This is a genomic window from Streptomyces brasiliensis (assembly GCF_014647875.1).
Classification (GTDB): Bacteria; Actinomycetota; Actinomycetes; order Streptomycetales; family Streptomycetaceae; genus Streptomyces; species Streptomyces brasiliensis.
In genome coordinates this window covers 1-20,697 of record NZ_BMQA01000078.1, presented here as the reverse complement: position 1 = coordinate 20,697, position 20,697 = coordinate 1, and the positions used below count along the sequence as shown (strand labels likewise).

The window sequence follows — 20,697 nt, the reverse complement described above, 5'->3', positions numbered from 1 at the left end:
GGAGGCGCGTGATGGAGAGGCGGCCCGGCCTGGGGGTCGGGACAGGTACGGCCCTGTGTATCGGTGCGGTGCTGGGGCCCGGGGCACTGACTTTGACGTCCACGGCCGCGGCAGCCGCCGGACCGGGGTCGATACTGGTGTGGCTCGGTCTCGTCGTGGTGAGCCTGCCGATCGCCTGGGTGTTCGCGGTACTGAGCGCCCGGCATCCCGACGGCGGCGGGGTGGCGGCCTTCGTTCGCAGAGCCTTCGGGCCGCGGCTCGCCGCGCCGGTGGGCTGGTGGTTCTACTGGGCCGTTCCCCTGGGCGTACCTGCCGCGGCACTCATCGGTGGGGAGTACACGGCCGCCGCCGCGGGGTGGGAGCATTTCGCCGCGCCTGTGGTTGCCCTGCTGGTCCTGGCCACCGCCTACGGCAGCAATCTCGTCGGCCTGCGTCTATCGGGCCGGATGCAACTGCTCATGGTCGGACTCCTGGCATCCCTGCTGGCGGTCACGATCGCCGTGACCGTCACTCGTATCCAGCCCGCTCGCTTCACCCCCTTCCTGCCCCATGGCTGGACCTCCGTCGGGATCGCGGCGGGCATCCTGTTCTTCGCTTTCGCGGGCTGGGAAGCGATCAGTCACCTCTCTGCAGAGTTCTCCGCCCCTCGCCGTGATCTTCCCCGGGCAACCCTGCTGGCCTGGGGCATCGTCAGTGTCCTCTATCTGGGGCTCGCCCTGGTCACCATCGGAGTGCTTGGTCCGCGGGCCGGAACCACCACCACTCCTCTCACGCTTCTGCTGGAACGGGGCTTCGGCGCACCCGCCCGCGCCGTGGCAGCAGCGGCCGCACTCCTGCTCACCTTCGGCGCGGTCAACGCCTACCTCGCGGGAGCCGCCCGGCTGGGCGAGGCGCTGGGCCACCAGGGCGCCATGCCGCGCAGCATGACCACCGGAGCCGCAGGAGCCACCGCCGTCCCTCGGCGCAGCCTGACGGTCGTCACGCTCGCCTCGGCAGTGATCACCGTGACGGCGGCCTTCGGGCTCATCGGCCTGGACAGCCTGTTGCACGCCACCTCCGCCTGCCTGGCCGCCGTCACCCTCGCCGGACTCGCCTCCGCGACCGTCCTGTTGCGGGGCCGCACCCTCCTGCGGATCAGCGCCGCCGTCAGCTGCGGTGTGGTCGGCGCCGTGCTCATCTTCTGCGGCCCCTTCCTGCTGGTGCCTACTGCCCTGGCTGCCGCCGGCACCGCCTTCCATGCCGTCAGCGCCTCCGATCGCACCACGCACAGCGCAACAACTCACGAGACCGCACGAAGCCATGGGACTGCAGGAAACCGCGAGAAGGGAATCGCCGCATGACCACCGCATCCGACCACTACGACCGCCTTCTGGCAGCGCACTACACCTGGATGCTCGGCGGAGACGTCGCCGCCGTGGCCCGAGACCAAGCGCGCCTGCTGAACGACCTCGACGTCCGCCCTGGCGCGACAGGCACGCTCGCCGTCGACCTCGGCTGCGGACCGGGACCCCAGAGCCTGGCACTCGCCGAACTCGGCTTCTCCCCGATCCTCGCCATCGACACCAGTCAGCCACTCCTCGACGAGATCACCGACCTCACGGACCGCGCCGGGCACGCCTCCGCCATCCGCCCGATACACGCGGACGTCCGGGACGCGCTGGCAGCACACACCCAGCCCGCCAGCGTGTCCGCCGTGGTGTGTATGGGCGACACCCTGACCCATTTGCCGAGCAAGGACGATGTGGCCGCATTGCTGCGCGACGCGGCCCGGTGCCTCGCCACGAACGGCCAACTGGTCCTCACCTACCGCGACCTGACCCGGCCTCTCACGGGCACCGACCGCTTCCTTCCCGTACGCGCCACCGACGAGAGGATCATGACCTGCTTCCTCGAATACGTCGACGTCGACACCGTCATGGTCCACGACCTGATCCACACTCGCCTGGGAACACATGGACTCCGCACGTCAGCAGTTACCCCAAACTCCGTATCAGCCCCGCCTGGCTGATCGATCGCTGCCGTGCTGCGGGCCTGCACATCCAGCACAGCGCCGACGGGCCACACGGCCTTCACGCCATCACCGCAATCAAGTCCTGACCTCGAACACTGAGGGAAGGACCACAGCGCCCCCCTCATCTGGCTACTGCCGCACCCTGACCACGGGCTGTCCACTGGTGCCGGGTGGAACCGCAGAGCCACCTTCACTCCGACCACAATCTCAGCGCCGAAACGCGACGCCAGGGAGGCCCGCGATGAGCCACATGACCAAGAACGACGCCACGCTCCACTACGACGACCTCGGTCCCTCGGACGGGACTCCGGTCGTTCTGATCCACGGGCACCCGTTCAACCGCACGCTGTGGGCCCCCCAGGCCCAAGCTCTCAGCGCGGCCGGGCACCGGGTGATCACCCCCGACCTGCGCGGTTACGGGGAAAGCAGCGTGACGCCCGGCAAAGTACTCCTCTCCGATTTCGCCGACGACATCGCCGCCCTCCTTGACCACCTGAGCATCGAGCGCGCAGTGGTCGGCGGCGTCTCCATGGGCGGCCAGATCTCCATGGAATTCTGCCGCCGCCACCTGGGCAGGGTTCGGGCGCTCGTCCTGTCCGACACGTCAGCCCCCGCCGAGACCCACGAGGGCAAGGCGTTCCGCAACCGCCTCGCCGACCGGCTGCTCTCCGAAGGTATGGGCGGTTACGCGGACGAGGTCATCGACAAGATGCTCGCTTCCTACAACGTCGCCGCTCTCCCGGACGTGGCCGCACACGTTCTCGGCCTGATGCGCGCCACCGATCCCCATGGGGCTGCCGCCGCACTGCGCGGCCGAGCCGAACGTCCCGACTACCGCGACACCCTCGTCACTGTCGCCACCGCCGGTGTTCCCACTCTGATCGTGGTCGGCGCGGACGACGTCTACACGCCCGTCACCGAGGCCGAGGCCATGGGTAGTCTCGTTCCGCATGCCACTCTGAGCGTCATCGACGGCGCCGGGCACCTGCCGGGCGTCGAGCAGCCCGAGCTCTTCAACACCGTCTTGCTGGACTTCCTCGGAACACAGCCGTCCGAACACGCTCAAGAGATCTGTCCCACGTTGCCCTGACGTTGTTCAAGCCCGAGACGGACAAGCTGTGGCAACGCGTCCGTGACCTCGAAGGAGGGCTCCCCACGCGGGTGTTGCCGTCGAAGTTCGTCACCGACTCCATGGCCGACGAACCGGATGAGTTGCCGCCCGCCTTGCCTGGCTCACAACCGCCCACTCCTGTACGCCGGCATCGTCCTCATCGAGGTGGACCGTGTCCGGGTCGCGCAGGGCCGGAAGCCCCTCGCGTGGCGAGGGCGGCGAAGCTGTAGCGCCCCAGGCAGTTGAGGTGGCGTGCTTGAGCGGGGACATACGGGCTACGTCCTCGTCCAGGACGTCGTGCTCCCGTTCGGTCATGCAGATCTCCTAGGAATCAGAGATCCACCTGTCAACAACAAGCGTCAGTTCTAGAACTGGGCCGAGCACGCCGAGCTGGTCCTCCTGCCCCGTCCGGTTTGCCTGCATGATCTGCCCGCGCTTGCCGTGGCAGATGTCGCGGGCGAGCTTGTGCCGCGACTCCTGGACGGTCAACTGCCGGTTCATCTACCGTCGCTAGGTGTCGTCGACCGGTGCAGGGTCTCGGCGATCCGCCCGTACTCGGCGAACGCCTGCCCCAGCGGAGTCGGCCGGCTCTCACGGCCGAACATCCGCAGCAGGTCGTACGCGCGGATCTGTCCGAATACCAGGGAGTCGGTGACGCGCAGCAAGTCCGGCCAGTGCGTGGTGACTTGTGTCAGGTTGACCTTGTTGCGGGCCAGGACCTCCAGCGGCCCGTAGTCGCCGGTCTGCACCCCGGTCATCTCCGCCCGGCAGAACCGCTGGTCGTGTCAAGGCAGGACGGCCTGTTGTGTCACGGGTGCGGGCATGCGAACGGGCCGGGCCCGCGCCCCGTTGTACGTGGGAGACGTGCGCGCAGCCCGGCCCGTTCAGCTACTCACCTCGGGTGGGGTCAGCGGTGGCCGCCCCTGCCGCCCCGGTCGCCCCACGACTTCGTGTCGACGGTGCGGCCGTGGTTGTCCCGCAGGGTCGCGGTGTCGCGGCGGTGGTCCCACACGTGGTTGCGCTGGTTCAGGTAGAGGTCGCGGAAGGTGTTCCGTCCGGCCCCGGTGTGGATGGTCACCGAGGAGCGCGGGGCCAGGCGGGCACCGGAGAACTTGAAAGTGCGGTGCTGGCGGTCCTCGCGGAGGGTGTAGCCGCGCAGGTCGACCGTCCGGTTCGAGGAGTTGGTGAGCCGGATCCACTCACCGTTGAGGCTGCGAGACGTGCGGGAGTCGGGGCCGGGGCTGTCGGCCTGAACCCCGCTGATGACCACGGAATGCCCGTGCGGTGCGGCCGGGCCGTGGCCGGCGGCCGAGGCCGGGAGGGCGGCGGCGCCGAGGGCGGCAGCGGCGGCGAGCGTGGTGGTGATGGTGCGGCTCATGCGCATGAGCGTGTTGCCTCTCTGTGCTGGTTCCCGTGGTCCGCCGGAACGGTGCGCGGGACGGGGCGTCGTGCGTTCCCCGACGCGGCGCCGGGGTGCCCTCATCTTTCGACCTCGTGGCAACGCTCCGTGCGATTCCGGGCCCTCGTTACAAATCCAAGACATTCGCAAGCTGTCCATATCTGTCATGAGATCCCCGTATATCTGCGGTCGTGGGCTGATACACCGACCCTTGTGCGGCAAGGGGAGTAAGGGGTTCCGGTCGCGCGTGTACCGATCACCTGTCGGGCCGCGCAGGCAAGTTGCCTAGGGTGACTACCTGTTCAGGTGTTCGCCCCCTTGAGCGGCCGCACGAGCAGCGTGGACAGCGCCGTTGTCCACGCCCACTGCCCACCTGGAGACGCTGTCGCAGACATAGGGGGACCGAAGACATCCCAGGGACTGCGGGGACCCGACCCAGGACAACCGGCGCTGTCCGTGGCATCGACTAGCCTGATCCCCGCCCCGGCGGCAACGTGTCCTGTACATGTGTTCTCCGCCCGCCGCGCCTGCCGCCCAGTGAGGAACCCCGCGATGACCACACAAGCCGCCCTGCCGACCATGCGAGAGGCGCTGTACGACACCGGCCGACAGAAGATCTTCGTCGCCGAGGCCGGGGACGGCCCCGCGGTGCTGCTGCTGCACGGCGGTGGTCCCGGCACCACCGGGCGCTCCAGCTACGTCCGCAACATCGCCGAACTGGCCGAGGGCCACCGGGTCATCGTGCCCGACCTGCCCGGCTACGGCCGCAGCAGCAAGGGCGTCGACCCCGCCGATCCCTTCGGCCACCTCGCGGACGGCGTCCGCGGCCTGTTGGACCGGCTCGGCCTGGACAGGGTCCACCTGGTCGGCCACTCTTACGGCGGCGCCTGCGCCCTGCGCCTGGCCCTGGACACCCCGGGCAGAGTCGATCGCATGGTCCTGGTGGCGCCCGGCGGCATCGGCACCACCCGCGCCCTGCCCACCCCCGGCGTGAACCGCCTGCTGGACTACTACAAGGGCGACGGACCCTCGCGGCGGAAGCTGGAGGAATTCATCCGCCAGTACCTCGTCCACGACGACACCGACATCTCCGACGCCGCCATCGAGGAGCGCTACCGGGCCAGCCTCGACCCCGAGGTAGTCGCCGCGCCCCCGCTGCGCCGCCCGTCGGGCCGCGGCGCGCTGCGCACCATCTGGCGTATGGACCTCACCCGCGACCCGCGCCTGGCCCGCCTCGCCGTGCCCACGCTGGTCGTCTGGGGCACCGCGGACAAGGTGAACCGGCCCTCCGGCGGCCGGATGCTGGCCGGTCGCATGTCCGACTGCGACCTCTACCTGATGTCCAGGACCGGTCACTGGGCCCAGTACGAACGCGCTGGGCTGTTCAACCGGCTGTGCGCGGAATTCCTGACCGGTCGACGCTGAAACCGGGGTGGCCCGGCCGACGACGGTCGTCCCGGGCAACGGCAAGTGCTCGCGCAGTCATATGACGTATGGCGAGCCGCGCCTGGCCCCGACACCCTGAGTGAGGGAACGGCCTGCGGCTGCCTGCGGCTGTCGTCCCACCGAAACCGTCGGCAGCCGCACCAAGTCGAACAGAGGCGGGAAAGAGAGTTCGGATGCACGACCCCCTAGACAGCCACCCGGGTATCCACTGGCCGTCCGGTTTCTCGCCTGCCGACGCCCACAGCTTCCACCGGGCCGAGGCCGTCGTGCCCGGTTCCCCGGAGCGCGCCTTCGAGCTGCTCACCGATGTGCCGGACTGGCCGACCTGGATTCCGGGCTGTGAGGAGGTCAGCCCCGTCACCCGCACACAGTCGTTCGAGGTGCTCTGGCACGGGCACTGGTTCGAGGTGTTCGTGGGCGAGCACGTGAGGTTCAGCAGAGTCGGCTGGATGGCGATCGGCGCGGGTGTGCAGCTGTACCAGACGTGGCTGCTCACCGAGGTCGAGGAGGGCACACACGTCGTGGTCGAGAACGCCGTCCGCGCCGCCGCCCCCAAGTCCCTCGACACACTGTCCAAGACATGGGGTCAACGCCTGGGAGACCTCTGGCTCGCCCAGCACGCGAAACTGTCGGAGAACCCTCCGTCCCACGACTGAACCGTCCCGTGCCGCCGGGGCCTGCGCCGCCGGGCAACCCTCGGGGACCCTGGTCCGCTGTGACGCAGCCTGAACTCGCCTGCCGCGAGGGCTGTGAGGAGCGGCAGTGAACAACCGACGACACGCCGCGCTCGCCCCTGGCGGCCCGCCCCCGCCGTACGGAAGCTGCGCGCGAAGACGCCGTTCATCGACCTCAGGGTGCCCGGCGACAACGCTCCGCTGCGGGCCACGCCTCCCCAGGCAACGGGTGGCCTACGTCGCCTCCTGCACCTTCCTCCACCGCGGTGACATGTGTCTGTCGACATGTGCAGGAATATCTGGCCATCGCCGACTTATTGACCATGTGAGTGACTCGCCTCGAGGCGTCGGACCCACCCGATGGACGCCTTTCGGGCCGCACCGGCCACCCCTTCCGGCTACAGACGACAAGCCGACATGCCCTGGGTGCCTGCCCTGAGGTGTGTCTCAACAGACCTTTTGGGAGGCCTGATGTACCGCGACCCCCTCGTAGGCGCCGGCTGGCAGGAAAGGAGCGCCTGCAGAGGCGAGGACCCTGACCTGTTCTTCCCCATCGGTGAAACCGGCCCTTCCTTGCTGCAGATCGACACGGCCAAGGCGGTATGCCGCCAGTGCCCCGTCGTCGATCTCTGCCGTCAGTGGGCGCTGGAGACCCACGAGGTCTACGGCATATGGGGTGGGACGAGCGAGGCCGACCGCCGCCTCCTCCACCGCGACGCCGCCCGTACGGCGATCGGGTCTGCTTCGGCGGACACCTGAGCAGCAACGGCCGACACCTGCCGTACAGGCCGGGCGCGGCCTGGAGTGTTGCGGCGCAGACGTCCGCGTGGTCGAGGGTGCTGGTCATGCAGACGGTCAGCGTGAGGTGACCCCGAACCGGCCGTCAACCGGGTCGACTTCGCGAACCGGCTCAGCCGCAACCTGCGCGTCGCCGTAGCCGGACTGCTGAGCCTCGCACGACCTTGCCACCACCGGTCCTGCACCGTGCGGGGTCAGCGCGCGAGGACACGGCGCAGCCAGTCGACGCGGGCCTCCCTGGCTTGCCGGGAGACCGTGGCGTCCGGCGCGATCTGGTCGAAGCCGTGGAAGCCGCCCGACCAGACGTGCAGCTCGGCGTCGCCGCCGGACTGCCAGACGCGGGTGGCGAAGGCGACGTCCTCGTCGCGATACGTCTCGGCCGCACCGGCGTCGATGTAGACCGGCGGCAGACCGGAGAGGTCGTCGGCGCGCGCGGGCGCCGCGTAGGGCGAGACCGCGTCGGTGCCCCGGGCCTCGCCCAGCAGGGACGCCCAGCCGACCTCGTTGGTGTGCCGGTCCCACACCCCGCGGCCGGCCATCTGCCGCGCCGACGGCGTGTCGTTGCGGTCGTCCAGCATCGGGCACATCGCCAGCAACCCGGCGAGCCGGGGGCCGCCCCGATCGCGGGCCATGAGCGCGACGGCGGCGCTCAGCCCGCCGCCCGCGCTGCCGCCGGCCACCACGATCCGCGCCGGATCGGCGCCGATCTCCGTACCGTGCCGGGCCACCCAGACGAGGCCGGCGTAGCAGTCCTCCACGCCCGCGGGATAAGGGTGCTCGGGGGCGAGGCGGTAGTCGGCGGACACCACGACGAGTCCCAGCGGCTCCGCCCATTCGCGCAGGAGGCACGAGACGCCCGTGCGACCGGTGCCGCTCATCATGCCGCCGCCGTGCAGGTGGTAGACGACGGGAGCGCCGTCGGCCAGGCCGGTGGGGCGGGCGATGAGCAGTGGGACATCGGGGGCGCCGTCGGGCCCCGGCGCATGCCGCTCGTACACCTCGAAGGCCCCGTCACCACGCAGCTCCTCGAGCGTCGGGTCGGGAGCCGCCTCGGCGAGCAGGGCACGCCACCCGGGAACAACGGCCGGCGATGTCGGTTCGGCGTCCAGCAGGGCGCCCAGACCGTCCAGGACGGCCGACAGCTCCGCGTCGAACGGGACCGGTGGTGCGCTCCGCTCACTGTCGTGGGGCGAGGGAAAGGTTGGCTTCATCGGAACCTCTCATGGCTGGTTTTCCTTGCGGGGCCGGTCCGGCGCGACGCGTCGTGCGCCGTACGGACATCCGCTGCCGAGGGCGTTGGGCGGCCTGGGTGACAGCCCGCAGACGTACGTCTGGTATCTAAGATGGACAGGACTCGGATCTCACCGGACGTGACGCGCGGGAGGTGTGGTGGCCGACAGCCCCAGGCAGGCGGCGAAGGACCGGGCGTACGAGCACGTCAAGCGTCAGGTGCTGCGCGGTGCGTACGAGGGCGGCGATCTGATCAGCGAGGGCGATGTCTCCCGGGAACTGCAGATGTCGCGGACCCCGGTGCGGGAGGCGTTTCTGCGTCTGGAGACCGAGGGTTTGCTCCGGTTGTACCCGCAGCGCGGCGCGCTCGTGGTGCCGGTGTCTCCCGGCGAGGTCCAGGCCGTTCTGGAGGCTCGCGCGGTTCTGGAACAGTTCGCGGTGGAGAAGCTGACCGGCGGCACGGCCAGGGCACGTGAGGCACTGAACGGGGAACTCGCCGGACATCTGGAGCGGCAGCGCGAGCTGCTCGGCACCGCGGACCTCAGTGCCTTCCTCGAGGAGGACCGGCTGTTCCACACGAGCCTGTTGACGGCGACGGGCAATCCTCTGCTCTGGCAGTTCTACGGGTCGTTGCGGGACCGTCAGGTCCGTATGATCGCCGATTCGGTGGTGGCCGACCCGGGACGGAGCGAGACGATCCTGGCCGAGCACGCCGAGATCGCGGACGCCGTACGGGCGGGTGACGCCGACCGGGCGAAGGCGGCCGTCCGTGCCCATCTCGCCAGTACGCGTGCGGCGTTGGGCCTGGCCTAGTCATGCGGCAGCCGCCGTTTCGCTGAGTCGCGAAAGGGATGGACGCCTCTGATGGACGCGTCGACCAGCTGAACCGGGTGGACCAGCGGCACGTCCTCGCCGATGTGGCGGCGGATCTGCAGCAGGCAGCCCGCGTTGGCGGTGGCGATCACCTCGGGCCGTGCGGCGTGCAGGCTGGCCGCCTTGCGCCGCCCCAGTTCCTCGGCCTTCTCCGGCTGGACCAGGTTGTAGATGCCGGCCGAGCCGCAGCAGATCTCCGCCTCGGCGATGTCGGCCACCTCCAGGTCGGGGATGGCCCTCAGAACCTCGCGGGGCTGGGACCGGATGCGCTGGGCGTTGGCCAGGTGGCAGGCGTCGTGGTAGGCGACGCGCAGGGGGAGGGGGTGGCGTGTGGCCAACGGCGGCAGTTCGGCGAGGAGTTCGCTGATGTCGCGCGTCCGCGCCGAGAACGCGGCGGCCCGCTCCCGGTAGTCGGGGTCGTCGGCCAGCAGCGCGCCGTATTCCTTCAGGGTCGAGCCGCACCCGGCGACGTTGGTGACGACGATGTCGAGGTCGTGGCGCTCGAACATGTCGATGGTGCGGCGCGCGCGCTCCAGCCCGTCGTCCTCCCGTCCGGCGTGCATGCTCAGGGCGCCGCAGCACTGGCCGTCCCGGGGCACGTACACCTCGCAGCCCTCGGCCGCCAGGACCCGGATGGTCGCGGCGTTGACGTCGCCGAAGAAGACCCGCTGGGCGCAGCCCGCCAGCAGTCCCACACGCAGCCCGGCCGGAGCGGCGGCCGCGGCGGGGACGTGGGACGGCGTACGGCGCAGGAGGTCCCGCAGGGTGACCGGGGGCAGCAGGGCCTCCAATGCCCGTAGCCGCGCGGGCAGGCGGCGGATCACTCCGAGCCGGTGGAGCAGGGCGCGGATGCCCAGTGCCCGGTAGGCGATGCCGCCCAGGGCGGCGAGGCGCAGGCGGCCCGGGTGTGGGAAGAGATGGAAGATGGCGGCGCGGAAGAACCGGTCGGTGGGCGTCCGGGGTACGTTGCGTTCGAGCTGCGGCCGGACCGCCTCGATCAGCTTGTCGTACTGGACGCCCGAAGGGCAGGCCGTGGTGCAGGCGAGGCAGCCCAGGCAGGAGTCGATGCGGGAGCCGAACGCGTCGTTGAGGGGGATTTCGCCCTTGGCCGCCAGGTCCATCAGGTAGATGCGGCCTCGGGGGGACTCCATCTCCTCCCCGGTGACCACGTAGGTCGGGCAGGTGGGCAGGCAGAAGCCGCAGTGGACGCAGTCGTCCAGCAGGTTGCGGGCGGGCGGGTGGTGGTCGTCGAAGGAACTCGTCCCCGGCTGCGGTGGGTCGGTGGTCTCACTCATGACCTCTCCAGAAGGGTGGGGCGGTGCCGGGCATGGATCACAGCCAGGGCGCCAGGCGGCCGGCGCCGAACCGGTCTGCCGGGTCGAACTGCTGCTTGACGGCGCGCATGAGGGGCACCGTGGGCGGAGGAGGGCCCCAGACATCGGTGCCGTCGGGCAGTCCCTCGCGGCGGCGCACGGTCACGAGCGCGTCGAGAGCGGCGGCCTCGGCCCGCAGCGTGGTGAGGAACCGCGCACGGGCGGCGGGGTCCCCCGTGTGGAGGCGTACGGTGTGGGCACCGACGCCGACACTGCTGGTGGCGTCGGTCTCCACGGCGCAGCGGGCTGCCAGCGCGTCGGCCGCCTCGATGAGCCGGGAACCCCGGCCGGGCAGGGTGCCGATGCGCAGTACGGTGTCGCCGGGACGGCCCAGTGTCACCTCGTGCACCGGCCGCCAGGCCGCGGCCTCCTCCTCGTCCCGCAGTACGTCGCCCGGTGCCCCGGCCAGTCGGGCCGCGGCCGACAGGCGGTCCTCGACGCCCTCCTGTCCTCCTTCGAAGCGCACCAGAAGGTGGTTGCGGCACCACTCCAGCGCCGCGGGCTCCAGGGCGCCGGCCATGACGCGCCGGCCCACAGCGACGGCCTCCGCGGCGGTTCGGGCCAGACGCAGGGTGGCGCCGGCGCGGGGCAACGGGTGCAGTCGCAGGACGACTTCGGCCATGACGCCCAGCGTGCCGAGCGAACCCTGGAAGAGCTTGGCGAGGTCGTATCCCGCGACGTTCTTGATGACATGCCCGCCGCTGCGGGCCACCGTGCCGTCGGCGAGGACGATCGTCATGCCGATGACCAGGTCCCGCAGTGTGCCGTAGGCCTGCTGGGCAGGCCCTGCGTCCGCCGTGGCGATCAGCCCGCCGATCGTCGCGCCCGCGTCGGCGCGGGGGGCGTCGAAGGCGATCCGCTGTCCCTGCGCGGCCAGTTCGCGCCGCAGGTCGGCCAGCGGGGTGCCCGCCCGGACGGCCACGGTCATGTCGGCCGGGTTGTAGCGGACGATGCCGCGCAGAGCACGGGTGTCCACGACGAGATCGGCCGGAGCGGGCGGGGCTGCCCATTCCGCGGCGGTACCGGCCCCGGCGATACGGACTTTGGGGTGGTCCGCGACGGTGTCGGCGAGGACGGTCCGCAGCTCCGCCGGTGTGGCAGGACACGTGTGCAGCTCTGTGCCGGAGATGGCCACCGTCGCCTCACATCCGTTCGATCACACCGGCTGTTTCCAGCGGGTGTGGCTGGTAGGGGCCCGGGCGTTCGCCGCACAGCCGCGGAGTGGGCAGTACCTTGCCCGGATTGCACAGGTCGTGGGGATCGAACGCGGTGCGCAGTCGCCGCATGGTCGCCAGACTGTCGGCATCGAACTGGCGCGGCATGGAACAGGCCTTGTCGGTGCCGATGCCGTGCTCGCCGGACAGCGAGCCGCCCAGTTCCACGCAGAGTTCGGCGATGGAGGTCGACAGGTGTTCGGCGCGGTCGTGCTGGCCGGCGGCCTCGCTGTAGAGGACCAGGGGGTGGAGGTTGCCGTCACCGGCGTGGAAGACGTTGGCCACGCGCAGTCCGGCCGCGTCGGCGAGACGGGCGATCCGCGTCAGCGCCTCCGCGAGCCGGGTGCGGGGTACCACCCCGTCCTGGACCAGGTAGTCGGGGCTGATCCGGCCGACCGCCGCGAACGCGGCCTTGCGGCCCTTCCAGATCACGGCCCGCTCGTCCGCGTCGGCTGCCACGCGCAGATGCGTACAGCCGTGGTCGCGGCACAGTCGCTGGATCTCCGCGAACTGGGAGGCGACCTCCTGGTGCGGGCCGTCGAGTTCCACGATCAGTGCCGCGCGGGCGTCGCGGTGGTAGCCGGCGGCCACGGCGGCCTCGACGGCCTCGATGGACAGGGAGTCCATCATCTCGATCGCTGCCGGGACGATGCCCGCGGCGATGATGTCGGTGACCGTGTCGCCCGCGGCTTCGAGGGAGTCGAAGTCGGCGACGAGGGTGCGCCAGGCGGCAGGCCGGGGCAGCAGCCGTACCTCGATCCGGACGGCGATGCCGAGCGTTCCCTCGGAGCCGATGAAGGCGCCCAGCAGGTCGTAGCCCGCCTGGTGCGGGGCGTGGGAACCGAGCCGGGTGAGGGTTCCGTCGGGCAGGACCACGTCGACGGCGTGGATGTGGTGCACCGTGAAGCCGTACTTGAGGCAGTGCGCGCCGCCGGAGTTCTCCGCTACGTTGCCGCCGATGGTGCACACCTGGCCGCTGGACGGGTCAGGGGCGAAGTACAGCCCGTACGGGGCGGCGGCGCGGCTGATGTCCGCGTTGGTGACTCCGGGCTCCACGACGGCGCGCCGGTTGTCGGGGTCGATGCTCAGCACGCGGCGCAGCCGTTGCACCGAGATGACCACGCCTTGGGCGACGGGCAGGGCCCCGCCCGACAGACCGGTGCCGGCGCCGCGTGCGACGAAGGGGATGTCCTCCCGGGCGCAGACGGAGACGCAGGCCGCCACCTCTTCGGCAGTGCTGGGCAGGAGTACCAGGGCCGGTGTCACGCGGTAGCCGGTCAGCCCGTCGCACTCGTACGAGCGCAGGGCCACCGGATCGGTCACCACCGCCTCGGTACCGAGCACCTCCTCGAACTCGGTGATGGTGGTCGTCGTCAGCAACTCGTACCCCTCTCCCCTTGTTCTGTCCGGTGGAACAGCGAGTGGCATCCGAGCAAGATTCCGCAATGCGGAGTTACAACTTCATGAGCCGGAAACATAGATGCGAGGGGGGACCCCGTCAAGACACAACTGAGATACAAGTTTTCGCACGCGTGGTGGTCAGCTCCGCGCGGACAACGCTCTCCCGAGACGGCACGCCGCAGCAGCAAGGAACCCCAAGAACGGCAGCCACACGGCGGACGTGCCGGATGTGCTGCTCAGGAGACCGTGACCGACACACAGATCGGCCGGTCTCCCCGGACACTCGGGAAGACCGGCCGATCAGACCTGGGGCCGCCTGGGTGCGCTCAGGCGATGGCCCAGGGGCTCGGGGACTGGCTCCGGCGCAGGGCCGGGGCGGTGGAAGCGGTGTCCCACGCCGGGGAGAGCGCTGCCGAGACGATGCCCCACAACTGCCCTGCCGTGAGCATGCGCACGGGGACGACAACCTGGCCGGCCAGGTTGACGCCGTACGCCCGCTCCAGGGAGCTGACGATGCCGATGAGGGCCAGGGAGTCGAGGCCGTACTCCTCCAACGGAACGTCGACCCTCAGAGCCTTGTCCTTGTCCAGACCGGGCAGACCGTTCCTGAGAACGGTCTCGAATGCCGGATTCCACGGTGCTGACGCCATCGACTGGCTTCCTTCCAGCTACGAGAGCGGGATCTGACGTACCGCCGTCGGCAGCGTGCCCGAGCGGACTTGAGCGGCCGTCGAGGGAGGCTCGTCGCAGCTGCTGAAACGACCGAAGCGACCGTGGCGGGGGAGAGGGAAGGGATCAACCGAGTGAGAGCAGTTGGCCGCTCTGGGTAGCTACTGCCGACCTTCGTCGACGTTCGGATCCTCGGCTTCTTCGAGGAGACGGGCCGCGAGGTCGTCGGCCCACTCCACGGCACAGGCGCGCAGCGCCGTGACGGTGGCGCTGTCGAGGCCGTACGCGGCGAACGCCTCACCGGATCGGACAGTGAAGCGGGCAGACAGTGGAGCGGTCTCCAGCGACTGCACTCGCCAGCCCCGCGCTTGCAGGCCAGTACGGAGCGTGGCCGCGATGTCGGCCATGGGAGCCGGATTCCCGCTGTCGACATCGAGATCTCGGCTGGGGCGGTTCACAAGACGGTGCGCCCGGACGGCATACCCGCCGGTGAGGACGAGAGGATAGGCGGAACCGAGGGCGATCACATCCGCCAGGAGCCGCCTGTGCAGCTCCGGCATGTCCGTCACGCGGCTGACCGGACCCGAGCGACGAGCTGGGGGAAGGCGTCCTCCCACACGGTGCGTACAGTGCGGCCGACCAGGGTGCGCAGGACGGGCCACATCTGCAGCAGGTCCTGATTGAGGTAGCGGGGCAGGTCGCCGCGCAGGTCCTCGTGCAGAAACGGTGCGGTACAGCCCCATGCGCTGGCGCGGTTTGCCCAGGTCGAACGAGGTCATCCCGGAGAGGCGACAGGCAGGGGCAGGTCCACGACCCCCTGGGCGGGGCCGTGCAACTCCTCCAGCGATTCCGGCAGGCGCTGGCGGAGCGAAAGATCCTCGGCGTACGCGCCGGGGAGGTCCTTCGCCCCGGGAGCATGGGACTGCGAGCCGGCTGCCATGACTCGCAATTATGGCGGCCGACCGGCGCCAGCGGCGTGAGAGGGGAGCGGCGGTCCGGGACCATCTCCGCGGGCGGCCCGCTCCATGCGTCACGGCCGCAGACCGTGCTGCGGGCGGTCCCGGGTCGTACGGATCTGGTCCGCTCCAGCCAGACCTGTGACCTCCGGACGGTGCACCCGGCCGACGCGCGAAACGGGCCCACGATCCCCCCGGGAGGCACTGCGGGCGCACATGCTCACACGTGTGCGAGTCAGAACCAGCGAGTCAGAACCATACAGCCGGGCCCATGTATGAACACGTTGTATGGTTACTGTCGACGGATGAGGCCGCGAGGGAGCGTCCCCCCTGCGAGGCAAGGCCATCCCCTTCTGAGACAGGACACAGGTATGACCCTGACAACCACTCCGTTCGGAATGCGCGCCACTGCCGCAGAGGTACTCGACGGAGTCGATCTGAGCGGGCGCCGGATGATCGTCACCGGAGGGTCCTCCGGTCTCGGTGCCGAGGCGGTACGCGCCCTCGCCGGCGCGGGGGCTCAGGTGACCGTCGCCACCCGCAACCCCGCTGCCGCCGAGTCGCTGGTCAAGGAGTTCCCGGGAACGCGGGCCGTCGCACTCGACCTTACCGACCTGGCGTCCGTTCGTGCCTTCTGCGACGCCTGGAGCGGGCCGGTCGACGGCCTCATCGCCAACGCCGGCGTGATGATGCTCCCGACCCGTCAGGTCAACGCCCAGGGCTGGGAGTTGCAGCTCGCCACCAACTACCTCGGCCATTTCGCCCTCGCTGTCGGCCTGCGCTCCGCTCTGCAGGAGGCTGAGAAGCCGCGCGTGGCCGTGGTCAGCTCCGGCGCCCAGCTGCGGGCGGGGTTCGACTTCGACGACCCGCAGTTCGAGCAGCGCGCCTACGACCCGTTCGTCGCCTACGCGCAGTCGAAGACCGCCGACGTGCTGCTCGCCGTCGGGATCGGCCGCCGGTGGGCCGAACACGGCATCACCGCCAACGCCTGCGCGCCGGGGTGGATCCACACCAACCTGACCCGCCACCTCGACGCGGCGACCATGCAGGCCCTCGGTGCCATGGACGCGGACGGCAACCTGATCACCCCAGACTTCTACAAGACCCCGGCCCAGGGCGCCGCCACCACGGTGCTGCTGGCCGCGTCACCGCTCCTCGACGGTGTGACCGGGCGGTACTTCGAGGACAACCAGGAGTCGGAGACCGTCGACGGGAGCCCCGACGTGATGGCGGGCGTCGCCAAGTGGTCGGTCGACCCCGCCGCCGCGGACCGGCTGTGGGACTACGCCCTTCCCGTAGTGCGCTGACCTCGGTGACCTCTGTACACGATGCGGGTACCGGCCCGCACGACCGCACGGACCCTACGAAGGAACGACCGCAGGAGTCCGATTCCTCCCCCGCCCGAAGGTGGGGGCTTTTCCCCGGAAGGATCCCGATGAACGACAGCAAGCGCCCCCAGTTCCTCCTGGTGCACGGGGCATGGCATGGCTCGTGGTGTTGGGGCGAGTTCCAGGACGTCCTCGCTGACCGGGGCTGGACCAGCCACACGGTCGACCTGCCGAGCGTCGTCGCCGAGGACTCCGAGGGGAAGCTTCCCGGTCTCCTCGACGACGCCCGGGTGATCCGCGAGAAGATCGACGCCATCGATGCCCCCCTGGTGGTCGTCGGGCACTCCTACGGTGGCGCTCCGGTCACCCAGGCGACCCCGGGAGCCGCCAACGTGTCCCACGTCGTGTACGTGTCCGGTTTCGCCCTGGACGAGGGGGAGAGCCTGACGACGTGCTTCGGCGGTGAGGCGCCGGACCTCGCCACGGTGGAGGGTGTCATCCCCGTCCGGGAGAACCCCGCGTTCACCCTCTACAACGACGTACCCGAGGACAAGAGGGACGCCGCTCTGGCGCGGCTGCTGCCGCAGACCGCGCTCTCCTTCGCCGAGCCGGTCAGCCAGGCCGGCTGGAAGACCCTTCCCACCAGCTACGTCCTCTGCGACGACGATCAGAGTCTCCCCCCGGCCTACCAGGAGCCGTTCGCCGCGCACTGCGGTGCCACCTACCACCTCCCCAGCGGCCACACACCGCTGCTCTCCATGCCCGACAAGCTGGCCGATCTCCTCGAACAGATCGCGCACGGTACCGCGGCATAGGGCGCCGTAGCGGACTGCCGGGCCGCAGCCCCGCAGGAAGAGCAGAAGGTATCTCATGAGACCCGTGACCCGACGCCAGGCCGACCACCACGCCGTGCGTCGGGCCGCGACCAGGGCCCAGCTGATGGCCACCCTCGGGCGGCTGCTCGATGCGGGGGAGCCTTTCACCGAGATCAGTGTTCAGCGGATCATCGAGGAGGCCGGTGTCTCCCGGGCCACCTTCTACGCGCACTTCCACAGCAAGTCGGACATCCTGGTGCGGCTCACCGACGAACTGCGGGAGTCCTTGCTGGAGTTGGCGCGGCGGTGGGAGCCGGGGGCCGGGGCGGACGGCGCCGACCGGTTCGCCCGTTTCTTCGTGGAGGTCATCTCCATCCACCGCCCCCACCAGGGCGTGCTCACCGCGGTCCGCGAGGCGGCGTCGTACGACCCGGAAGTGAGCGACTTCTACACCGCCGACCTCGAAGGTTTCGACGAGGCGGTGCTGAAGACCCTGCTGTCCGAACAGGCGGCCGGTTCTACTCCGGCCGACCTCGACGCCGCCGCCGCGAGCCGGATCATCGTCTGGGGAGGCAACCAGGCGATCGCGCACCACATCAGCGTCGACGACGGCGGCGGCGACGCCGCCTTCGCCCGCGAACTAGGGCGGATCTGGTGGTACGGCGCCTACCGACGCCCCGTTGGAGCGTAGGCGCTCCTCTATCCGCCCAAACACCTCACCACAGCAACCCACTGAGCGTTCAGTCCTGTTCCGGGGTGCTGTGGTGAGGTTTTTTCCCACCTTCTTTCTGCGATCTACGGGATGCCGACCCGTCACAGGCCGCCCCTTTCGTCGCTTGCATGTGCACCGAGTCGATCGCGCACCGCGACCAGACCAACTCGCTGCGCTCCGCCCACTGAACCGCCGGTGCGCCGTCGTAGCGAACGAGCCGAAACATGACGGCAGCCGGCGCACATACAGCTTGTAGTGGCCACGAACACGACGGCCGTAGACACCTGTCGCGCATGTGAACACTCGGCACGTACGTCGCGTACCTCGGTAACACGCCGGCTGCGGGGCGTCTGTGAGGCTCTTCAGCGGACGTTGCGGAACGAAAGGGTTTCGAGTGCACGTGTGCCGTCAACCCCCCGAGGACATATATCTCGGGCGGTTCACCCTCTAGCCGGGACGTGTGTTTTCGGTCAACATTGCCGCTCGGCATGTGCACCGGAGAACGAACTCACGGTGCCTGACAGGGGACGAAAGGCAGTCAGTTCTTGAAACCTCTCAGATCCATGATGGTGGCGACCTTCGCGCTCACCACGTTCGGCGGGCTCTTCATGGTCCCCTCCTCGGTCGCGGCGCCCGAGCCGCCCGCAGCGTTCACCCATCCGGCGTCCGACATGGCGAAGCCGTGTCAGATCAAGCTGCCCGGTGGCCTGAAGGCCACCGTGGCCGAACGCGACGGCCAAACGGTCGCCCAACTCACCGATCTCGCCTCGGTACACGAGTCCTTCCAGTCCTACTGGTCGGACGGCCACCAGTACCTCGTACCCGAATCCGCGGCGGCCGACCCAGCCGCCAAGGGCGGCATATCGGCGTACGACACGACGGCCCTCGCCGAGCGAACCTGCGGCATCACCCCCGCGTCCGACACCGCCTCCGTACGCTCCGCGCGGCAGGACAGCGGGCAGGGATACTCGTTGGCACGGCTGACCCTCAACGTGGTGGGCAGCAACGGCAAGCCTGCCGACCACGGCACGGTGTGGCTGACCAACCTGGACGACAACACATTCGTCCGGGAGGCGGTCGGGATCACCGGCACCAACGGGACGATCCACCTGATCGTCCCGGCCGGCCACTACGCCGCCGCCATGGAGTACATCGACCCGGCGGATTCCGTGCAGCACGTCACGATCAAGCCCGAGTTCACGATCCGCGACGGCGCGAGTCTGACCATGGACGCCCGTGCCGCGACGGTTCCCATCCCGGTACCGTCCACACCGCGTCCCGCCGATCTCAGCACCAGAACACTCGCCGTCTATCGCGGAGACGGCGTGAATCGTGGTCCGGACCACGGCCCCTGGTTCTCGCTCACCGCCCTGGCCGGCACCCCCGCACTGACGAGCCTGCAGATCAACCCCGACGCCGGCCCGGTCACTCAGGGCAAGTTCACCGTCCTGACGGCGTTCGACTTCGCCTCGCCCGCGGGCGCGGCCGAGCCCTACGCCTACCACGTGGTCAAATCCGCCGACCGGACGCTGAAGGCGTACCCGACGACGGTGGACACCGCGTCACTCGCGACGGTCCGGCGCTCCTACACCGCCGGGGGCACGTCCGGCGCGCCCGCCACGCTGGTCTACCGCGCCGTTCCCGCGTGGGCCAACCGGACTGGGGCAACGGTCATGACCGGATTCGAGTTCATGACGCCGGGCATACGACGGACGGAGTACTACAGCGCTCCGCCCGACCTGACCTGGACCTATCTGTATGAGGAGTCCGACCGGCAGGTCGACCTGCAGGCCCCCACGACCACCTACCGTGAGGGCGGTACGGTGGACGAGACGCTACTGGCGGGCGGGCTTCACCCCAACGGGCCGGTCGGAACGCCCGGAGTGGTGACCTCCTGCGGCGCCTGCTCCGACGGGACCTCGCTGCGGTTCGCCCTCCAGGCGGAAGGCGACAACACACCCGGCACGCAGGGACGCCTCTGGAACTACTCGACGAACTCCGTGAGCCTGAAGCGCAACGGCGAGCTGTATGCCACCGGTGACTCGGACCTGGACCAGGCGACGGTCACGGTACCTGCCGGGAAGGCCCGCTACGAGCTGACGCTCAACAGCCTGCGCGACTCCACGCCCAACCGGTTGTCGCCCACGACCACCACCACGTGGACGTTCACGGCCAACCCCGGACACGGCAAGGCCGTGCCCGAGACCTCGGATTGCCCCGCCGGTGGGACCGACTGCACCGCCCTGCCGTTGCTGTACGCGTACACCAACACCGACGCGGACCTGTACGACCAGGTCACCCCGGGGCGGCACGCCCTGAAGCTGCACGTCGAACGCCAGCAGTACGCCTCCGGTGGCCAGATATCCGGCGCCGAGGTCTCGGTGTCCTACGACGAGGGTGCGCACTGGCAGCGCCTGCAGGTGCACGGCGACAAGGGCGACTTCACCGCCGACTACACCGTGCCGTCCGATGCCTCCGGCCACACCGTGTCCCTCCGGCTGTCCGCCTGGGACACCACAGGCGGCCGCATCGACCAGGAACTGCCCAGCGCCTACCTGGTGCCTTGACCGCCGCAGGCCGCCGGCCACGAGCCGGCGGCAGCGACACCTGAACTTCCAGGAGTACATTCCATCCCTCTTCTTCGGAGGGAATCCCCGCCTTCAGGCGGGGAGGGAATCCGATCCTGA

The 20,697-nt window shown here is 70.0% G+C and carries 18 protein-coding genes and 2 pseudogenes; 11 read left to right on the top strand and 9 right to left on the bottom strand.

The window, feature by feature from the left end:
• Positions 1-11: 11 nt before the first annotated feature.
• From IEZ19_RS43685 to IEZ19_RS43675, 3 genes are all read left to right on the top strand, one after another.
• A complete protein-coding gene (locus IEZ19_RS43685; protein WP_189316955.1) occupies positions 12-1,340 on the top strand; it encodes an APC family permease in 1,329 nt (442 codons plus the stop codon).
• Positions 1,337-2,008, top strand: coding sequence for a class I SAM-dependent methyltransferase (locus tag IEZ19_RS43680; protein WP_229841540.1), 672 nt, complete (start codon positions 1,337-1,339; stop codon positions 2,006-2,008). Before IEZ19_RS43685 ends, IEZ19_RS43680 begins: the two co-directional genes overlap by 4 nt.
• Positions 2,009-2,252: 244 nt before the next feature.
• Positions 2,253-3,101 carry an alpha/beta fold hydrolase gene (locus IEZ19_RS43675; RefSeq protein ID WP_189316954.1) on the top strand — a complete coding sequence of 283 codons (849 nt, stop codon included), beginning with the start codon at positions 2,253-2,255 and terminating at the stop codon, positions 3,099-3,101.
• Positions 3,102-3,275: 174 nt separating this feature from the next.
• Here IEZ19_RS43675 and IEZ19_RS53945 read toward each other — a convergent pair.
• Together IEZ19_RS53945 and IEZ19_RS43660 are read right to left on the bottom strand one after the other, a co-directional pair.
• A pseudogene (locus IEZ19_RS53945) lies at positions 3,276-3,904 on the bottom strand (Tn3 family transposase); the annotation flags it as partial.
• A gap of 125 nt (positions 3,905-4,029) precedes the next feature.
• A complete protein-coding gene (locus IEZ19_RS43660; RefSeq protein ID WP_229841539.1) occupies positions 4,030-4,500 on the bottom strand; it encodes a lamin tail domain-containing protein in 471 nt (156 codons plus the stop codon).
• A 573-nt stretch (positions 4,501-5,073) separates the two neighbouring features.
• On the opposite strand from IEZ19_RS43660, the gene IEZ19_RS43655 reads away from it, so the two are divergent.
• The 3 genes from IEZ19_RS43655 (at position 5,074) to IEZ19_RS43645 (ending at position 7,400) form a co-directional block, all read left to right on the top strand.
• On the top strand, positions 5,074-5,946 hold the full coding sequence (locus IEZ19_RS43655; RefSeq protein WP_189316950.1) for an alpha/beta fold hydrolase: 873 nt from the start codon (positions 5,074-5,076) through the stop codon (positions 5,944-5,946).
• Positions 5,947-6,140: 194 nt separating this feature from the next.
• A complete protein-coding gene (locus IEZ19_RS43650) occupies positions 6,141-6,623 on the top strand; it encodes an SRPBCC family protein (RefSeq protein ID WP_189316949.1) in 483 nt (160 codons plus the stop codon).
• Positions 6,624-7,112: 489 nt separating this feature from the next.
• On the top strand, positions 7,113-7,400 hold the full coding sequence (locus tag IEZ19_RS43645) for a WhiB family transcriptional regulator (protein WP_189316948.1): 288 nt from the start codon (positions 7,113-7,115) through the stop codon (positions 7,398-7,400).
• Between the two features lie 233 nt (positions 7,401-7,633).
• On the opposite strand, the gene IEZ19_RS43640 is transcribed toward IEZ19_RS43645, so the two are convergent.
• On the bottom strand, positions 7,634-8,650 hold the full coding sequence (locus IEZ19_RS43640; protein WP_189316947.1) for an alpha/beta hydrolase: 1,017 nt from the start codon (positions 8,648-8,650) through the stop codon (positions 7,634-7,636).
• Between the two features lie 178 nt (positions 8,651-8,828).
• Here IEZ19_RS43640 and IEZ19_RS43635 point away from each other — a divergent pair, with 178 nt between their 5' ends.
• Entirely contained in the window at positions 8,829-9,482 is a 654-nt protein-coding gene (locus IEZ19_RS43635; RefSeq protein WP_229841538.1) for a GntR family transcriptional regulator, read from the top strand.
• Here the strand turns inward: IEZ19_RS43635 and IEZ19_RS43630 are convergent.
• The 6 genes and pseudogenes from IEZ19_RS43630 to IEZ19_RS54305 form a co-directional block, all read right to left on the bottom strand.
• Positions 9,479-10,837 (bottom strand): (Fe-S)-binding protein, encoded by a 1,359-nt coding sequence (locus IEZ19_RS43630; RefSeq protein WP_189316945.1) that lies wholly within the window; start codon positions 10,835-10,837, stop codon positions 9,479-9,481. The two genes, IEZ19_RS43635 and IEZ19_RS43630, sit on opposite strands and share 4 nt — an antisense overlap.
• Before the next feature lie 37 nt (positions 10,838-10,874).
• Positions 10,875-12,050 (bottom strand): FAD-binding oxidoreductase, encoded by a 1,176-nt coding sequence (locus IEZ19_RS43625; RefSeq protein WP_229841537.1) that lies wholly within the window; start codon positions 12,048-12,050, stop codon positions 10,875-10,877.
• 7 nt (positions 12,051-12,057) lie between these two features.
• Positions 12,058-13,509, bottom strand: coding sequence for an FAD-binding oxidoreductase (locus IEZ19_RS43620; protein ID WP_229841536.1), 1,452 nt, complete (start codon positions 13,507-13,509; stop codon positions 12,058-12,060).
• A 347-nt stretch (positions 13,510-13,856) separates the two neighbouring features.
• The gene (locus IEZ19_RS43615; protein WP_189316943.1) at positions 13,857-14,180 is read right to left on the bottom strand and encodes an acyl carrier protein; all 324 of its coding nucleotides are present in this window, start codon (positions 14,178-14,180) and stop codon (positions 13,857-13,859) included.
• Between the two features lie 180 nt (positions 14,181-14,360).
• Positions 14,361-14,768, bottom strand: coding sequence for a nucleotidyl transferase AbiEii/AbiGii toxin family protein (locus IEZ19_RS43610; RefSeq protein ID WP_189316942.1), 408 nt, complete (start codon positions 14,766-14,768; stop codon positions 14,361-14,363).
• Positions 14,765-15,139, bottom strand: a pseudogene (locus IEZ19_RS54305) (hypothetical protein). Before IEZ19_RS54305 ends, IEZ19_RS43610 begins: the two are co-directional and overlap by 4 nt.
• Before the next feature lie 387 nt (positions 15,140-15,526).
• On the opposite strand from IEZ19_RS54305, the gene IEZ19_RS43600 reads away from it, so the two are divergent.
• The 4 genes from IEZ19_RS43600 (at position 15,527) to IEZ19_RS43585 (ending at position 20,577) form a co-directional block, all read left to right on the top strand.
• On the top strand, positions 15,527-16,462 hold the full coding sequence (locus IEZ19_RS43600; protein ID WP_189316941.1) for an SDR family NAD(P)-dependent oxidoreductase: 936 nt from the start codon (positions 15,527-15,529) through the stop codon (positions 16,460-16,462).
• A 128-nt stretch (positions 16,463-16,590) separates the two neighbouring features.
• Positions 16,591-17,298 (top strand): alpha/beta hydrolase, encoded by a 708-nt coding sequence (locus IEZ19_RS43595; protein WP_189316940.1) that lies wholly within the window; start codon positions 16,591-16,593, stop codon positions 17,296-17,298.
• 55 nt (positions 17,299-17,353) lie between these two features.
• Positions 17,354-17,989: a TetR/AcrR family transcriptional regulator gene (locus IEZ19_RS43590; RefSeq protein WP_189316939.1), complete on the top strand. Its 636-nt coding sequence runs from the start codon at positions 17,354-17,356 to the stop codon at positions 17,987-17,989.
• Positions 17,990-18,555: 566 nt separating this feature from the next.
• On the top strand, positions 18,556-20,577 hold the full coding sequence (locus IEZ19_RS43585; RefSeq protein WP_189316938.1) for a hypothetical protein: 2,022 nt from the start codon (positions 18,556-18,558) through the stop codon (positions 20,575-20,577).
• Positions 20,578-20,697: the final 120 nt, after the last annotated feature.

What these genes read in the sequence shown, in the direction of transcription:
- IEZ19_RS43685 (WP_189316955.1), top strand. Translation starts at nt 12, where the DNA reads ATGGAGAGGCGGCCCGGCCTGGGGGTCGGGACAGGTACGGCCCTGTGT.
- IEZ19_RS43680 (WP_229841540.1), top strand. Translation starts at nt 1,337, where the DNA reads ATGACCACCGCATCCGACCACTACGACCGCCTTCTGGCAGCGCACTAC.
- IEZ19_RS43675 (WP_189316954.1), top strand. Translation starts at nt 2,253, where the DNA reads ATGAGCCACATGACCAAGAACGACGCCACGCTCCACTACGACGACCTC.
- IEZ19_RS43660 (WP_229841539.1), bottom strand. Translation starts at nt 4,500, where the DNA reads ATGAGCCGCACCATCACCACCACGCTCGCCGCCGCTGCCGCCCTCGGC.
- IEZ19_RS43655 (WP_189316950.1), top strand. Translation starts at nt 5,074, where the DNA reads ATGACCACACAAGCCGCCCTGCCGACCATGCGAGAGGCGCTGTACGAC.
- IEZ19_RS43650 (WP_189316949.1), top strand. Translation starts at nt 6,141, where the DNA reads ATGCACGACCCCCTAGACAGCCACCCGGGTATCCACTGGCCGTCCGGT.
- IEZ19_RS43645 (WP_189316948.1), top strand. Translation starts at nt 7,113, where the DNA reads ATGTACCGCGACCCCCTCGTAGGCGCCGGCTGGCAGGAAAGGAGCGCC.
- IEZ19_RS43640 (WP_189316947.1), bottom strand. Translation starts at nt 8,650, where the DNA reads ATGAAGCCAACCTTTCCCTCGCCCCACGACAGTGAGCGGAGCGCACCA.
- IEZ19_RS43630 (WP_189316945.1), bottom strand. Translation starts at nt 10,837, where the DNA reads ATGAGTGAGACCACCGACCCACCGCAGCCGGGGACGAGTTCCTTCGAC.
- IEZ19_RS43615 (WP_189316943.1), bottom strand. Translation starts at nt 14,180, where the DNA reads ATGGCGTCAGCACCGTGGAATCCGGCATTCGAGACCGTTCTCAGGAAC.
- IEZ19_RS43600 (WP_189316941.1), top strand. Translation starts at nt 15,527, where the DNA reads ATGACCCTGACAACCACTCCGTTCGGAATGCGCGCCACTGCCGCAGAG.
- IEZ19_RS43595 (WP_189316940.1), top strand. Translation starts at nt 16,591, where the DNA reads ATGAACGACAGCAAGCGCCCCCAGTTCCTCCTGGTGCACGGGGCATGG.
- IEZ19_RS43590 (WP_189316939.1), top strand. Translation starts at nt 17,354, where the DNA reads ATGAGACCCGTGACCCGACGCCAGGCCGACCACCACGCCGTGCGTCGG.